Annotated in this window: 14 protein-coding genes and 1 other RNA gene; 9 read left to right on the top strand and 6 right to left on the bottom strand. The window is 69.3% G+C overall.

The window, feature by feature from the left end:
• Window positions 1-213: 213 nt before the first annotated feature.
• Window positions 214-2571, top strand: coding sequence for a S8 family serine peptidase (locus ACT53Q_RS00715; protein WP_476184748.1), 2358 nt, complete (start codon window positions 214-216; stop codon window positions 2569-2571).
• 55 nt (window positions 2572-2626) lie between these two features.
• Here ACT53Q_RS00715 and ACT53Q_RS00710 read toward each other — a convergent pair whose 3' ends face one another.
• The 4 genes from ACT53Q_RS00710 to smpB form a co-directional block, all read right to left on the bottom strand.
• Window positions 2627-3649 (bottom strand): DUF2156 domain-containing protein, encoded by a 1023-nt coding sequence (locus tag ACT53Q_RS00710; protein WP_476184747.1) that lies wholly within the window; start codon window positions 3647-3649, stop codon window positions 2627-2629.
• An 84-nt stretch (window positions 3650-3733) separates the two neighbouring features.
• Entirely contained in the window at window positions 3734-4381 is a 648-nt protein-coding gene (locus ACT53Q_RS00705) for a class I SAM-dependent methyltransferase (RefSeq protein WP_476184746.1), read from the bottom strand.
• 475 nt (window positions 4382-4856) lie between these two features.
• Window positions 4857-5209, bottom strand: a transfer-messenger RNA (tmRNA) gene (ssrA, locus tag ACT53Q_RS00700).
• Window positions 5210-5457: 248 nt separating this feature from the next.
• Entirely contained in the window at window positions 5458-5985 is a 528-nt protein-coding gene (gene smpB / locus ACT53Q_RS00695; RefSeq protein WP_476171266.1) for an SsrA-binding protein SmpB, read from the bottom strand.
• A gap of 58 nt (window positions 5986-6043) precedes the next feature.
• Here smpB and ACT53Q_RS00690 point away from each other — a divergent pair, with 58 nt between their 5' ends.
• Complete coding sequence (locus tag ACT53Q_RS00690; RefSeq protein WP_476184745.1) at window positions 6044-6475, top strand: type II toxin-antitoxin system RatA family toxin; 432 nt, start codon at window positions 6044-6046, stop codon at window positions 6473-6475.
• Between the two features lie 3 nt (window positions 6476-6478).
• Window positions 6479-6751, top strand: coding sequence for an RnfH family protein (locus ACT53Q_RS00685; protein ID WP_476184744.1), 273 nt, complete (start codon window positions 6479-6481; stop codon window positions 6749-6751).
• Between the two features lie 9 nt (window positions 6752-6760).
• Here the strand turns inward: ACT53Q_RS00685 and ACT53Q_RS00680 are convergent, their stop codons facing one another.
• A complete protein-coding gene (locus tag ACT53Q_RS00680) occupies window positions 6761-7186 on the bottom strand; it encodes an outer membrane protein assembly factor BamE (RefSeq protein WP_476184743.1) in 426 nt (141 codons plus the stop codon).
• Between the two features lie 139 nt (window positions 7187-7325).
• Between ACT53Q_RS00680 and fur the strand changes: the two genes are divergently transcribed.
• Window positions 7326-7727, top strand: a complete 402-nt coding sequence (gene fur, locus ACT53Q_RS00675) for a ferric iron uptake transcriptional regulator (protein WP_476184742.1) — start codon at window positions 7326-7328, stop codon at window positions 7725-7727.
• 130 nt (window positions 7728-7857) lie between these two features.
• Here fur and recN read toward each other — a convergent pair whose 3' ends face one another.
• Window positions 7858-9525, bottom strand: a complete 1668-nt coding sequence (recN, locus tag ACT53Q_RS00670) for a DNA repair protein RecN (protein WP_476184741.1) — start codon at window positions 9523-9525, stop codon at window positions 7858-7860.
• Window positions 9526-9622: 97 nt separating this feature from the next.
• Here recN and hrcA point away from each other — a divergent pair, with 97 nt between their 5' ends.
• The 5 genes from hrcA to dnaJ all read left to right on the top strand — a co-directional run bounded on the left by hrcA (window position 9623) and on the right by dnaJ (window position 15336).
• On the top strand, window positions 9623-10687 hold the full coding sequence (gene hrcA / locus ACT53Q_RS00665; protein WP_476184740.1) for a heat-inducible transcriptional repressor HrcA: 1065 nt from the start codon (window positions 9623-9625) through the stop codon (window positions 10685-10687).
• Between the two features lie 110 nt (window positions 10688-10797).
• On the top strand, window positions 10798-11325 hold the full coding sequence (grpE, locus tag ACT53Q_RS00660) for a nucleotide exchange factor GrpE (RefSeq protein WP_476184739.1): 528 nt from the start codon (window positions 10798-10800) through the stop codon (window positions 11323-11325).
• A 141-nt stretch (window positions 11326-11466) separates the two neighbouring features.
• Window positions 11467-13389 (top strand): molecular chaperone DnaK, encoded by a 1923-nt coding sequence (gene dnaK / locus ACT53Q_RS00655; protein WP_476185150.1) that lies wholly within the window; start codon window positions 11467-11469, stop codon window positions 13387-13389.
• 169 nt (window positions 13390-13558) lie between these two features.
• Window positions 13559-14137, top strand: coding sequence for a TMEM175 family protein (locus ACT53Q_RS00650; protein WP_476184738.1), 579 nt, complete (start codon window positions 13559-13561; stop codon window positions 14135-14137).
• Window positions 14138-14202: 65 nt separating this feature from the next.
• Window positions 14203-15336, top strand: a complete 1134-nt coding sequence (gene dnaJ, locus ACT53Q_RS00645; RefSeq protein WP_476184737.1) for a molecular chaperone DnaJ — start codon at window positions 14203-14205, stop codon at window positions 15334-15336.

Genomic DNA, 15336 nt, shown 5'->3' with positions numbered 1-15336 from the left:
TCGCATCGCGCTTCGTCGCGACGCGGCGGTCGGCGTGGATCGCGATGTCGTCACCTGTCCGGTTGCAGGGGAGCAGGGCGTTGGCTCGCATGCAGCGGAAGGCCGCGCACGCACCGGATCCGGGTGCGACGACCGCACCGCCACGTCCGTCGGCGCCCGCGATGACCGCGGTGATCTGCGCCGGGAAACCCTCGATCGCACATGGAGAGTCTCATGAACATCCACGAACGCCGCGCGTCCCCGGACGCGCGCGACCTCCGCCACGCCCGTCGCGCCGGCCTCTCGCTCGCCGTCGCCCTCGCCGCCGTCCTCTCGACCGCCGGCCCCGCCGGCGCGCAGCCCGCCGATCCGCCCGACCAGGCGCCGCTGATCAACGCCAACGTGCCCAAGCGCATCCCCGGGCAGTACATCGTCGTGTTCAAGCCGGGCGTCGCCGCCGCGCAGTCGGGCGCGCTGCGCGAACGCATCGCCGCGCTGGGCGGCAAGGTTGGCTACGTCTACACCACGGCCGTGCGCGGTTTCAGCGCGACGTTGCCGGACAGCGCGGTGAAGGCGCTGCGCGCGTCGCCCGACGTGGCCTACATCGAAGTCGACCAGGTCGGCACGCTCAACACCGTGCAGGTCGGCCCGCCGACCGGGCTGGACCGCGTCAGCGAGCGCCTGCTGCCGCTGGATTCGCGCTACACCTACAGCGAGACCGGCGCCAGCGTGCACGCCTACATCATCGACACCGGCATCCGCGCCACGCACAGCGAATTCGGCGGGCGCGTGTCGGGCGGCACCAACACCATGAACGCCGCCGCGGGCACGGGCGATTGCCACGGCCATGGCACGCATGTCGCCGCCACCGTCGGCGGCGCCACCTACGGCATCGCCAAGCAGGTGCTGCTGCATCCGGTGCGCGCCGGCGACTGCGCCAACACCTATCTCGCGCCGATCATCGCCGCGGTCGACTGGGTGACGGCCAATCGCACGCTGCCGGCGGTGGCGAACCTCAGCTCCGCCTTCGGTGCCAGCCCGACGCTGGACACCGCGATCGCGAATTCGGTGAACAGCGGCGTCACCTATGCCGTGGCCGCGGGCAACTTCACCGACAACGCCTGCAACTGGTCGCCGGCACGCGCGCCGGCCGCGATCACGGTGGGCGCGACCGAACCCACCACCGACGCCCGCGCGGGCTTCTCCGACTTCGGCACCTGCGTCGATCTGTTCGCGCCCGGCGTCGACATCCTGTCGGCCGGGATCACCAGCGACAACGCGACCGACACGATGTCGGGCACGTCGATGGCATCGCCGCACGTGGCCGGCGTCGCGGCGCGGTATCTGCAGACGCATCCGGCGGCGACGCCGGTGATGGTGCTGACCGCGATCCACGCCGCGGACAACGTCTCGCCAGGCACGCCGGGCTGGGGCGGCGTCGGCAATCCGGGCGCGGGATCGCCGAACGAACTGCTGCACTACGGTTCGCTCAACAACGGCCTCAACGACGGCGACCCGCACATCACCACCGTCGACGGCGTGCACTACGACTTCCAGGTCGGCGGCGAATTCGTCGCGCTGCGCGATCCCGGCGGACTGGAACTCCAGACGCGGCAGACGCCGGTGCCGTCGGCGCCGTGGGTCAGCGTCAACACGGCGCTGGCGGCGCGCGTGGGCAAGCATCGCGTGACCTGGCAGCCGCGGCTGGACGGCGAGCCGAATCCCGCGGGACTGGACGTCCGCATCGACGGTGGCGTTGTGGCGGTGCCGGCGGGCGGCCTCGACCTCTCCGGTGGCGGCCGCGTGCAGCGCACGCCGGACAACGTGCTGACCGTGGATTTCCCCGACGGCAGCACGCTGATCGCGACCTCGAACTGGTGGGCCGCGCAGAAGCAGTGGTACATCGACGTGCACGTCTACCACACGCCGGCGACCGAAGGCCTGATGGGCGTGCTCGGCCGCGCGGCGTGGACGCGCCCCGACTTCGCCGATACCTGGCGCGTCACCCGCGAGACGTCGCTGTTCGACTATCGCGAAGGCGGCTCGCCGCGCGATTTCCGGGTCGACCCGTTCCCGGCCGAGCGGATTCCGCCGCCGAACCGGCTGTTCGCGGCGCGTGCGCGCAAGGCCTGTGCGCCCGTGGCCGAGCCGCGTGCGCGCAAGGACTGCCTGTTCGACGTGACCGCCACCGGCGACACGGTGTTCGCGCGCGGTGCGATGACCGGCGACCGGCTGCGTCGCGCCGCGACCATGACCGGCCTGCTCGAAACCGTGTCCGGCAAACCCGACGACGTCGCCGTGTTCGTGGCGCAGGTGACGCCGCGGGTCGCGCAGCGCGGCGTGCCGCGCGGCGGCGTGCGGTTCCTCGTCGACGGCAAACCGGTCGGCGAGCCGGCGCGGCTGGATGCCGCGGGTCGTGCCCAGTGGCAGGCGCCGCTGCGCCTCGTCGGCGACGGCCGGATCTCGGCCGAATATGTGCCGGAACGCGGCAGCGGTTTCACCGCGAGCCACAGCGCTGCAGTGCGCCACGTGCCGATGCAGCAGCCCACGCGCGAGCTGCTGGCCGACCCGGCCTATCATCGCGCGCAGTGAGCGAAGAGGGTGTCGCAAAGCCCCGGGCCATCGCCCGGGGCTTTGCTTTCCGGCGTCAGATCAGGCGCGTCAGCCGGAACATCGCCGTCGCGGCCAGCGCCGGCAGTGGTTGCCGATGGCAGAAGTAGCTCTTGCGAAGCTCGCCGTCGAAGCGCGATTTGGCGAACGCCACGCCGCGGAAGTTGTACAGCGAATGCCCCCAGCGCAGGATCGCGTCGAGCACGAGGCGCAGCGCTGTCGATTCGTGCGCTTCCATCCGTTCGTCCAGCAGCAGCGGGATCAGGCCCATGTCGAGGTATTCGATGCCTTCGCCTTTGAAGACGTCCATCGCGTGCACCATCATCGGATACCACAGCCCTTGCCGGAACGACGGGCACGCGCGGGAAATGTTCGGCACGTAGCCGACGACCCGTCCGTCGCGATAGATCGGATCGAAGTGGATGAACCCCAGCGCTTCGTCGCCGCGCCAGGCGTAGAAATGGCGCGTGCCTTCCACGTAATCCATCAGCATCGGACGGATCAGGAACCGGATCTCGTTGCTCTTGCACTTGCGCGTGCGGATCCACGCTTCCGAGATTGCGCGCGTCTGCTGTTCGCAGCGTCCTTCGCGCACCTCGATGCCCTGCTGCCGCGTCTGGTTCACCGCGGTGCGGATGATCTGCTTGCGGCTGCCGCGCAGGTCCCAGTCGCGCAGCGGTACCCGCGATTCCGACCCGAACTGCGTCGCATAGAATCCGTGCCTGCGATGCAGGATGTACGCCACCGGTTCGCTGACCTGCGCAAACACGGCGTTGGGATGCGCATCGAGAAAGCCGTCGATCATCGTCTCGACGTCGCGCGGGTCGCATACCGGATCGGCGAGGGCGAAATGGATGCCCCAATGCCGCGCATACGCCAGATACCCGACGCCGAGCCGGTCGTGGTACGACATGCCCGGCTGCATCGTCGAGAACGCCATCGAATGCTCGCCATAGCGCTTGAGGAAATCGGCGCGCCTGCCGGTGGCGAATCCGCGGACCTCGCCCGCGGCATCAAGCGGCGGGCGCAGGGTCTCCAGGGCGAACGTCTGGTCGTTCATGTGCGCAATTCCTTTGCGGTTCGAGGCGACGGCATCCGATGCCTTCGGCGGTGGCCGGTGAACGGCCCGGCAGGTCCGTTCCCCTCAGCCGGGCTTCCTGCCGAGCACGGACCAGTAGAAGTCCATGCCGAAGATCGGGAAATACTTCTTCCCGTCGACCTTCAGGCCGAGCTTGTCCATGAGCGCCGGATAGTCGTAGATGTCGTGCACGGCGTTGCCGGCGATCAGCCAGAAGAAGATCACCGCGATGTACCAGTACAGCGTCTTCGCCATGCGCGCGAGCGCGTTGCCGTGCGGATGCGCGAAGTCGCCGACGACGACCTTGCCGCCGGGTTTCGCCTGCGTGATCAGGTGCGCCAGCACCTTCGACACCCTTTCGCGGTTGAAGACGTTGAGGAAGAAATTCGCCACGACCATGTCGTAACGTTCCGGTTCGTCGAAGGCCATGATGTCGCTGTGCACCTGACGCACCACGACGGCGTTGCCGTCGGCGGCCATGACCCGCGAGAATTTCATGAGCATGGTCTTCGACAGATCGACGACGGTGACGTCGACGCCGCGCCTGGCGGCGTACAGCGCGTCGCGGCCGTGGCCGACGCCCGCGAATAGCACCATGTCGCCGGGCCTGAGCAGGTCGAGATGGGCGACCTTGCAGCGCTGGATCGATTTCCCGCTGTAGAGATTGCTGGTGAAGTCGTAGAAATGGCCCACGACGGCATAACGATCGAACATCTCCGTTCTCCTGTGTTGCTCCATGTGTCGTGTCGATGCGCAGGCGTGCCCGTTGCCGGCCGCAGCCGATCGCGAGGAAAACCCGGGCATGTCCGACACGCGCTTGCGGCCGGTCGACGCACGGAGGCGAGGGATCGCTCGACCCGTGCGGACAGGGGGATGCGTCGTCCGGCCCGGCAATCTTGCATTACGCCCGGATGAAAAGATGGCGGCGGATCACGTTTCCGGACTCAATTGTCCAGCGCTGTCAAAAGTTGTGCCTGCAATCGCAAACAATGGTTAAGGCCACGTGATCCCGGGCCCGCGCGGCATCGCCGGCAGGCGTGTTCCACCGTGTTTTCATGGGGTTGCAGGCGTGTCGTGCGCCATCCCGGGGCGTCGCGCGTGGTCGTGATCGCGTACTGAAGCCGGTCAGGTCGGCCGGACAGGTCGCCAACAACAAGAAGCCCCGGGCTCGCGCCCGGGGCTTTTCGTTTGGTGGAGGTGGGGGGAATTGAACCCCCGTCCGAAGGCACTCCATGCCCGGCACTACATGCTTAGCTCACCGTTTGATCTCGCTCTGCGGCAACACGGTGTGCGAAGCACACCGCAGGGCATACCCGCTTGATCTAGGTCCTGGTTGACGGGTCGCCGCCGGAACCGATCCCGTGATAATGACCCTACATCCACGAGCACAGGCACAAGTGGGTTCGGGGCTAGGCCTTAAGCGGCCAGAGCGTAGACGTCGTCGTTGGCGTCTGAGTTTTTGCCGCTGGATTAACGAGGAAAGCTGCCCCCTCGGCATGCGCCGTGCGATTTCGCAACCCCCGTCGAAGCCAATGCACCCCCGTGACCGGGAATTTCGTTTCGATGGAGTCGTTCTTTCGATCGACGCCGGCAGTATGGGGGCGGGGTGGGGCGGGATCAAGCGTCACGACGAAACCCCGTCATCCCGAACGAGGGCGCAGCCCGAGGCGGGATCTGCTTGCCATCGGCACGATCGCGGACCGCAGTAAAAGCAGATCCCTCACGTGCGTTCGGGATGATGGTGGAAGCGGGTGCAGGTTCGATGCCTGTTTCCGGCACCGATCTCCCGATCACGCGTCCTTGTTGCGAGCACGCATGGCGCGCTGCTTCTCGCGGGCCCAGTCGCGGTCGCGGGCGGCGTCGCGCTTGTCGTGCGCCTGCTTGCCCTTCGCGAGGGCGATTTCCAGCTTCACCTTGTTGCCCTTCCAGTACAGCGCGGTGGGGACGAGGGTGTAGCCGTCGCGCTGGATGCGGCCGACGAGCTGGTCGATCTCGCGCCGGTGCATCAGCAGCTTGCGGGTGCGTCGGTCGTTGGCGATGACGTGGGTCGAGGCCTGGATCAGCGGGGTGATCTGCGAGCCGTACAGGAACAGCTCGCCATCGTTGATCATGGCGTAGGCGTCGCCGATGTTGGCGCGGCCGGCGCGGATCGACTTCAGCTCCCAGCCCTGCAGCGACATGCCGGCCTCGAAGCGGTGCTCGAGGTGGTATTCGTGCTTCGCCCGCTTGTTGAGGGCGATGGTCTTGATCGGCGGTGCGGCCTTGTCGGACTTCCCGGGGCCCTTTGCCTTATCCTTTTGCGCTTTCTGATTGCTCATCCGCGGCATTGTCCCCCATGCGGGGCGATCCCGCGAGTCATCCGGGACGCCTCCACCCATGCCGGTCATCCAACGCTCCGCCCTGGTCGAACATTCCGCCGCGAAGATGTTCGCGCTGGTGAACGATGTCGCTGCCTACCCGCGTCGCTTCGACTGGTGCGAGGCGGCCGAGGTGCTGGAGGCCGGCGAGGCCCGCGTGGTCGCCAAGCTGGATCTCGGCCTGGGCGGCATCAGCACCTGGTTCACCACCGAGAACACGCTGACGCCGCCGCACCACATCGACATGCTGCTGCGCGATGGGCCGTTCCGGAAATTGTCGGGGCGCTGGCAGTTCCACGCGCTGGACGAATCGGCCTGCAAGGTCAGCCTGACCCTCGATTTCGAACCGAACAGCCGCCTGCTGGGACCGGCCTTCGTGCTGGGCTTCCAGAGCCTGGCCGATCGCATGGTCGACGATTTCGTGCGCGTGGCCGACCGCGAGGAAGCCTGAGCGATGGCCGGTGAGGGCACGATCCACGTCGAGGTCATCCGCGCGTGGCCGCGGCGCCACGAAAGCCGCGGGCTGACATTGCCGGCCGGTGCGACCGTGGCGGAGGCGCTGGCCGAGGCCGCATTCGAGGGCGAAGCGCCCGCGGGCCTGGCGGTGTTCGGGGAAGCGGTGGCGCCGGAGCGCGTGCTGATCGACGGCGACCGCCTGGAACTGCTGCGGCCGCTACGACTGGATCCGAAGGAGGCGCGGCGCCGTCGCGCCGTCGCCGGGAAGTGACGCGCCGGCTCAGCGGCGGCGGCGCTGCTTCTTCTTGTCGTCCTTGGCCAGGTTCGGGCCGAACTGGCGGCGGGCGTTGAGGGCGAGCTCGTCGTCCTGTTCCGGGAAGTAGTCGCCGTCCCAGCGGACGACCGCGTCGTTCTCGAAGTAGACGGTGAAATTCTTGATCTGGGTGGTGCCGCGGCGGTCGATGCGCTGCGTCGAGGTGTAGTCCCAGCGGCTCGCGTTGAAGGGGTCCTGCACCGACGGGGTGCCCAGCAGCGTCTGCACGTCCTGCTTGCTCATGCCGACCTGGAGCTGGTCGACCGCACGCTTTTCGATGAGGTTGCCCTGATAGATCGGCTGCTTGTAGAAGATGCCGCAACCGGTGGTCGCGAGCGCGACGGTCAGCATCAGCAGGGGCAGGCGGAGCGGGAGACGGTGCGGAATGGGCATGGGACGGCCGGCAGCGGAGGGGTGTCGCGGGCGTCGATGATACACTGTGCCTCGGCGCCGCCGGCAGTCGGGTCGGCGACCGTCGTTCATCGCGGATTGGATGCCGCCGTCTCCGCCGACCTCCCCCCCGGAAGCAGCGATGGAAACCAGAGATCTCCGCAAACTCGGCCTCAAGGTCACCCACCCGCGCATGCGGATCCTCGAGATGCTGGAGCAGGCCCAGCCGAGGCACATGGCGGCCGAAGACATCTACCGACGGCTGGTGGAGGACGGCGACGAGATCGGGCTGGCGACGGTCTACCGCGTGCTGACCCAGTTCGAGGCCGCCGGCCTCGTGCTCAAGCACAACTTCGAGGGCGGCCACGCCGTCTACGAACTCGACCGCGGCGACCACCACGACCACATGGTCGACGTGGACACCGGCAAGGTCATCGAATTCGAGAGCGCCGAGATCGAGGCGATCCAGCAGCGCATCGCCGCCGAGCACGGCTACGAGATCCAGGCCCACGCGCTGGTGCTGTACGTCCGCAAGAAAAAGTAGGGCGGGCCTTGGCCCGCCATTGCGGGATTCCCGTCTGCAACCCGCCTGACCGAAGCCGCTTCCGGTCGAAGCCGCTTCGATCATCGTTCGACGCGACCGGGACGGCCGCGATGTCGGGCCAAGGCCCGACCTACCCCGCGCTTTCCAGCAGCCGCTTCGCCGCGGCGCGCGCTTCCTTCGTGACTTCGACGCCACCCAGCATCCGCGCCAGTTCTTCCTGGCGGGCCTTCGCGTCGAGCTTCTGCACCGCGCTCTGGGTCATGCCGCCGGCGTCGGCCTTGCTCACGCGGTAGTGGGCGTGGCCCTGCGCCGCGACCTGCGGCTGGTGGGTCACGCACAGCACCTGCCGGCGGGCGCCGAGGGCGCGCAGCTTCTGGCCAACGATCTCGGCGACGGCGCCGCCGATGCCGGTGTCGACCTCGTCGAAGACCATCGTCGGCACGGTGTCGTGGCCCAGCGCCGCGACCTCGATCGCCAGCGACACCCGCGACAGCTCGCCGCCGGAGGCGACCTTGCGCAGCGGGCGCGGCGGCTGGCCGAGGTTGGCCGAGACCAGGAATTCGGCGCGCTCGGCGCCTTGCGGGTCAGGACGGCCGGCGTCGACGGCTTCCAGCGCCACTTCGAAGCGGCCACCGCCCATGCCGAGGTCGGCGATCAGCGTGGACACGGCGTTCGACAACGTGTCGGCGGCGCTGCGCCGGGCCGCGGTCAGGTCGGCGGCGGCGGTGCGCCAGCGTGCGGCGGCGGCGGCGATCTCGTCGTCCAGCGCGACGAGGCGGGCGCCGGCATTGCGCAGGCCGTCGAGGTCCTCGGCCAGCCGATCACGCAGCTCGAACAGCGCTTCCGCCGGTACCCGGTGCTTGCGCCCGAGCGCGTGCAGCCGGGCGAGCCGGTCCTCCAGCGCGGCGAAGCCGTCGGGGTCGAGGTCGAGGTCGTCGCGGATCCGCTGCAGCAGGCGCGTGGCCTCGTCGATCTGGATCGCGGCGGCGTCGAGCATGCCTTCCACTTCGGCCAGCCGCGGCTCGTCGTCGCGGGCGCGTGCGAGGTCGCCGCGCAGCGACTGCACGGTCTGCAGCAGGGACGGGGCGTCGTCGCCTTCCAGCCGCGCCAGCGCGCGTTCGCAGGTGTCGATCAGCCCGGCGGCGTTGGCGTGGCGGCGATGCTGGGCGAGGAGGTCGGCGATCGACGCCGGTTCCAGCGTCTCGCGGGCGAGTTCGGCGTGCTGGTGTTCGAGCAGCGCGATCCGGTCGGAGACGTCGCCGGTCTTCGACAGCGCGTCGCGCTCGCGCAGCAGCGTCGACCAGTCCGCGGCGGCAGCGGCCACCGCCGCCAGCGCCGGGCCATGGCGGCCGAAGGCGTCGAGCAGGGCGAGCTGGCGGGTGCGCGACAGCAACGCCTGGTGCTCGTGCTGGCCGTGGATCTCGACCAGCAGCCCGGCCAGTTCTCCCAGTTGGGTGAGGGTGGCCGGGCGGCCGTTGATCCAGGCGCGGGAGCCGCCGTCGGAGCGCAGCGTGCGGCGCAGCTGGCAGGTGTCGGCGTCGTCCAGTTCCTGTTCGCGCAGCCAGGCGGTGGCTTCCGGGTGGTCGGCGAGGTCGAATTCGGCGCTCAGTTCGGCGCGTTCGGCGCCGTGGCGCACCACGCCACTGTCGGCGCGCAGGCCGGAGAGGAAGCCGAGGGCGTCGACCAGCAGCGACTTGCCGGCGCCGGTTTCGCCGGAAATGACGGTCATGCCGGGGCCGAATTCGAGTTCGGCGGCTGCGACGACGGCGAAATCACGAAGGGCGAGATGGGTCAGCATGGGCGCGCATTGTGCCTCATGGCGTCTCATCTCCGGAGACCGGCGCCGGCCTTGCCGCCCCTTGCGCGGGCCGGCGGCTGCGCCTATACCGTTGCGCATGAACCGACCCGCCGACGCCGGCTTCGACCCGGGCAGCCTCGATCCCCGCGCGCGGCTGCTGCTGCGCACGCTGATCGCGCGCTACATCCGCGACGGCGAACCGGTGGGCTCGCAGACCTTGGCCCGCCACGCGGGCCTGGACGTCAGCGCGGCGACCATCCGCAACATCCTGGCCGAGCTGGAGGACGTGGGCCTGCTGGCCGCGCCGCACACCTCGGCCGGGCGGGTGCCAACGGCGCAGGGCTACCGGGTCTTCGTCGACAGCCTGCTGCAGATCGACCCGCTGGGCGAACCCGAACTGGCCCGCCTGCGCGGCGAACTGGCGCCCGGCAGCGGCACCCAGCGCCTGCTCGGCAGCGCGTCCGAGCTGGTGTCGGCGATGACCCATTTCGTCGGCGTGGTCAGCGTGCCCAAGCGCGAGCAGTTCGCCTTCAAGCACGTCGATTTCGTGCCGCTGGACGCGCAGCGCGTGCTGGCGATCCTGGTGTTCGCCGACAACGACGTGCAGAACCGCATCCTGCCCACCCGCCGCGCCTACGACCCGGGCGAGCTGGAGCGGATCGCCAACTACCTCAACCAGCACTACGCCGGCCGGCCGCTGGCCGAGGCGCGCGCGCTGCTGGTCGCCGAGCTGCGCAACGCCCGGCGCGAGATGGAAACCCTGATGACCCAGGCGCTGGAGCTGGCCGACCAGGCGCTCGCCAGCGACGCCGAGGACATGCTGGTGGCCGGGCAGACCCGGCTGATCGGCGTGCAGGACCTCTCCGACCTCGACCGCCTGCGCGAACTGTTCGAGGCCTTCGCCAGCAAGCGCGAGATCCTGCAGTTGCTCGAACGCACCCTGCGTGCGCCGGGGGTGCGGATCTTCATCGGCGAGGAGACCGGCATGGCGCCGCTGGACGGCGTGTCGCTGGTGACCGCGCCCTACGGGGTCGGCGGGCGCACGCTGGGCGTGCTGGGGGCGATCGGTCCCACCCGGATGGCCTACGACCGCGTCATCCCGGTGGTGCAGGCCGCGGCCAACGCGCTCACGCAGGCGCTGGGGTCCGAGGGCGACCGTTGAGCCCGCGGAGCTGCCGCAGGCGATTCCTGAACGCGGGCACTTGATTCCGGAAGGGCCGGCCCCATCCCTCGGCCGTCGGCGGATTGCCCGCCCCCAGCCCCGGAAACCAGATGACCCAGACCCCGACGCCACAGGACCCGATGTCACAGGACGCTTCGATGGCGGACGCCGCCGATCACGCGACCCCGGATGCGGTCATCGAAGCGCTGCACGCCGAGCTCGAACAACTGCGCGCCGACATGCTGCGCGAGCGCGCCGATCTGGAAAACCAGCGCAAGCGCATGGCGCGCGAGGTCGAGAACGCCCGCAAGTTCGCCAACGAGCGGCTGCTCGGCGACCTGCTGCCGCTGTTCGACAGCCTGGAGGCCGGTCTGGCCGCGGCGCCCGAGGGCGACCCGGTGCGCGCCGGCATGGAGCTGACCCTGCGCCAGCTCGAACGCATCGCCCAGGCCAACGGGCTGGTTGCGGTGGCCCCGGCGGCCGGCGACGGCTTCAATCCCGAGCACCACCAGGCCATGAGTCTGGTCGACGTCCCCGGCGTCGCCCCCGGCGCGGTCGCGCAGACCTGCCAGAAGGGCTACCTGCTCAACGAGCGCCTGCTGCGGCCGGCGCTGGTCATGGTCGCGAAGCAGGACTGACGCGACCCGCGCGGGCGCGGCGCCGATGAACGGCCGCCGCGCCTGCAGAGATTCACGGCGGCCGGCGCTTGAAACCCCGGCGCGGCCATCCCACATACGGCACATCGGCGGCGCGGCCGCCTCCCATCTCCGAGGAACCACATCATGGGCAAGATCATCGGCATCGATCTGGGCACGACCAATTCGTGCGTCGCGATCATGGAAGGCGGCAAGGCCAAGGTCATCGAGAACAGCGAGGGCGACCGCACCACGCCGTCGATCATCGCCTACACCAAGGACGGCGAAGTGCTGGCCGGCGCCAGCGCCAAGCGCCAGGCCGTGACCAACCCGAAGAACACCTTCTACGCCGTGAAGCGCCTGATCGGCCGCAAGTTCGGCGACGCCGAGGTCAAGAAGGACCTCGACCTGGTGCCGTACGCGATCATCGAGCACTCGAACGGCGACGCGTGGGTCGGCACCAGCGACGGCAAGAAGATGGCGCCGCCGGAAATCTCCGCGCGCGTGCTGGAGAAGATGAAGAAGACCGCCGAGGACTATCTGGGCGAGAAGGTCACCGAGGCCGTCATCACGGTGCCCGCGTACTTCAACGACAGCCAGCGCCAGGCGACCAAGGACGCCGGCCGCATCGCCGGTCTCGACGTCAAGCGCATCATCAACGAGCCGACCGCGGCCGCGCTGGCCTACGGCCTCGACAAGGGCGACGGCAAGGACCGCAAGATCGTGGTGTACGACCTCGGCGGCGGCACCTTCGACGTGTCGATCATCGAGATCGCGAACGTCGACGGCGAGAAGCAGTTCGAGGTGCTGGCCACCAACGGTGACACGTTCCTCGGCGGCGAGGACTTCGACAAGCGCATCATCGATTTCCTGGTCGAGGAGTTCCAGAAGGAGCAGGGCATCGACCTGCGCAAGGATCCGCTGGCCCTGCAGCGTCTGAAGGACGCCGCCGAGCGCGCGAAGATCGAGCTGTCGTCGTCGCAGCAGACCGAGGTCAACCTGCCGTACGTGACCGCCGACGCCTCGGGTCCGAAGCACCTCAACATCAAGCTCACCCGCGCCAAGCTCGAAGCGCTGGTCGAGGACCTGATCCGCAAGTCGATCGAGCCCTGCCGCATCGCGCTGAACGACGCCGGCCTGCGCGCCGCCGAGATCAGCGAGGTGATCCTGGTCGGTGGCCAGACCCGCATGCCGAAGGTGCAGGCGGCGGTGGCCGAGTTCTTCGGCAAGGAGCCGCGCAAGGACGTCAATCCGGACGAGGCGGTCGCCATCGGCGCCGCGATCCAGGGCGGCGTGCTGGCCGGCGACGTGAAGGACGTGCTGCTGCTCGACGTCACCCCGCTGAGCCTGGGCATCGAGACCCTGGGCGGCGTGATGACCAAGATCATCGAGAAGAACACGACCATCCCGACCAAGGCCTCGCAGACGTTCTCCACCGCCGACGACAACCAGTCGGCCGTGACCGTGCACGTGCTGCAGGGCGAGCGCGAACAGGCCCGCTTCAACAAGTCGCTGGCGCGCTTCGACCTGTCCGGCATCGACGCCGCCCCGCGCGGCACGCCGCAGATCGAGGTGTCGTTCGACATCGACGCCAACGGCATCCTGCACGTGTCGGCGAAGGACAAGAAGACCGGCAAGGAGCAGAAGGTCGAGATCAAGGCCGGCTCGGGCCTGTCGGACGACGAGATCCAGCGGATGGTGCAGGACGCGGAAGCGCACCGCGAGGAGGACAAGAAGTTCCACGAGCTGGTGCAGGCCCGCAACCACGCCGACGGCCTGATCCACACCGTCCGCAGCGCGATCAAGGACCACGGCGACAAGGTCCCGGGCGAGGCCATCGGCCGCGCCGAGGGCGCCATCGCCGAACTCGAGACCGCGATGAAGGGCGACGACAAGGGCCAGATCGAGGCCAAGAGCCGCGCGCTGGAAGAAGCCGCGCAGTCGCTGCAGGCGGCCGCCGGTGCCGGCCAGCAGGCGGCGGGCGAGGCGGGTCCGGGTCCCTCGGCCTCGTCGCGCAACGACGATGTGGTCGACGCCGAGTTCACCGAGGTGAAGGACGACAAGTAAGCGATGACGGCCGGCCCCGGAGGCGACTCCGGGGCCGGTTCGCGTCCGGCGGATGGTATCGTCGCCGGCCATGAGCGCCCGCGACGGGCCGGTGCGGATCAGCCCGCGTCCGGGCCGCCGCGGGTTTCGCGTGCAGTGCAGACCGCCGTTCGACGGCGCCGGGGACGGGATGGGGAAGGGCAGGCTCGAAGCGTTCAGCGATGGCGTGATCGCGATCATCCTCACCATCATGGTGCTGGAGATGAAGGTGCCGCACGGGGCCGAATGGCGCGACCTGGGCGCGCTGTGGCCGGTGTTCCTCAGCTACGTGCTGAGTTTCGCCAACGTCGGCATCTACTGGAGCAACCACCACCATTTCCTGCACGCCGCGCACCGGGTCGATGGCCGGGCGCTGTGGGCCAACCTGCACCTGCTGTTCTGGATGTCGCTGGTGCCGTTCACCACCGGCTGGATGGGCGAGAACCACTTCGCGCCGATTCCGACCGCGGTCTACGCCTTCAACCTGTTCATGTGCGCCGCGTCGTGGCGGCCGATGCAGTCGAGCCTGATCCGCGCCAACGGTGGCGAGCGCTCGGAACTGGCGAAGGCGATCGGCGACGACTTGAAAGGCAAGGCCTCGCTGGCCATGTATGGACTGGCGATCCCGGCCGCGTTCTGGCAGCCGTGGGCCGCGGGCGTGCTGATCGTCGCCGTCGCCCTGATGTGGCTCGCGCCCGATCCCCGGATCGAGCGCCGGCTGGCCGACTGAAGTTTCCCCGCTGAAGTTTTCCTGGGAGCGCCCGCCGGGCGTTCCCCGATCGTGACAGGTAACGCATGAGCAAACGCGACTACTACGAAGTCCTCGGCGTGGCGAAGACCGCCAGCGAAGAGGAACTGAAGAAGGCCTACCGCCGCCTCGCGATGAAGCACCATCCGGACCGCAATCCGGACGATGCCGGCGCCGAGGCCGCGTTCAAGGAGGCCAAGGAAGCCTACGAGGTGCTGTCCGACGCCAACAAGCGTCGCGCCTACGACGCCCACGGCCACGCCGCGTTCGAGCACGGCATGGGCGGCGGTGGTGGCGGGCAGGCCGGCTACGCCGACATCAACGACATCTTCGGCGACATCTTCGGCAACATCTTCGGCGGCGGTGCCGGCGGCGCGCGCGGACCGCGCCGCGGCGCGGACGTCGGCGTGATCGTCGAACTCGACCTGGAAGAAGCCGTCGCCGGCCTCGACAAGCGCATCGAAGTGCCGACGATGGCGGCCTGCAAGCCCTGCAACGGCAGCGGCTCCGAGGACGGCAAGGTCGAGACCTGCGGCACCTGCCAGGGTCGCGGCCAGGTGCGTTTCCAGCGCGGCATCTTCTCGATGCAGCAGCCGTGCCCGACCTGCGGCGGCCGCGGCCAGAAGCTCAGCAATCCCTGCAAGGCCTGCCATGGCGCCGGCCGCGTGGAAGAGGAAAAAGTCCTGTCGGTGAAGATCCCGGCCGGCGTGGACAACGGCGACCGCATCCGCCTGGCGGGCGAGGGCGAGGCCGGCCCGGCCGGCGCGCCGGCGGGCGACCTGTACGTCGAGATCCGCGTCCGCGAACACGACATCTTCCAGCGCGACGGGGACGACCTGCACTGCGAGGTGCCGATCCGGTTCTCGCAGGCGGCACTGGGCGACGTCATCCGCGTGCCGACGCTGGGCGGCGAGGCCGAGATCCGCGTGCCGGCCGAGACCCAGACCGGTCGCGTGTTCCGCCTGCGCGAGAAGGGCGTGAAGTCCGTGCGCAGCCGCGGCACCGGCGATCTGTACTGCCGCGTGGTGGTCGAAACCCCGGTGAACCTCACCACGCAGCAGCGCGAGCTGCTGCAGCAGTTCGAGGCCACCTTCAGCGGCGAAGGCGCCCGCCGCCACTCGCCGCGCTCCAGCACCTTCATCGACGGCGTGAAGAGCTTCTGGGAGCGGATGACGTCCTGA

It is taken from the genome of Lysobacter sp. DMC97 (assembly GCF_056313745.1).
Note: the sequence above shows the minus strand (reverse complement) of the source record. Positions and strands in the feature narration are given on the sequence as shown.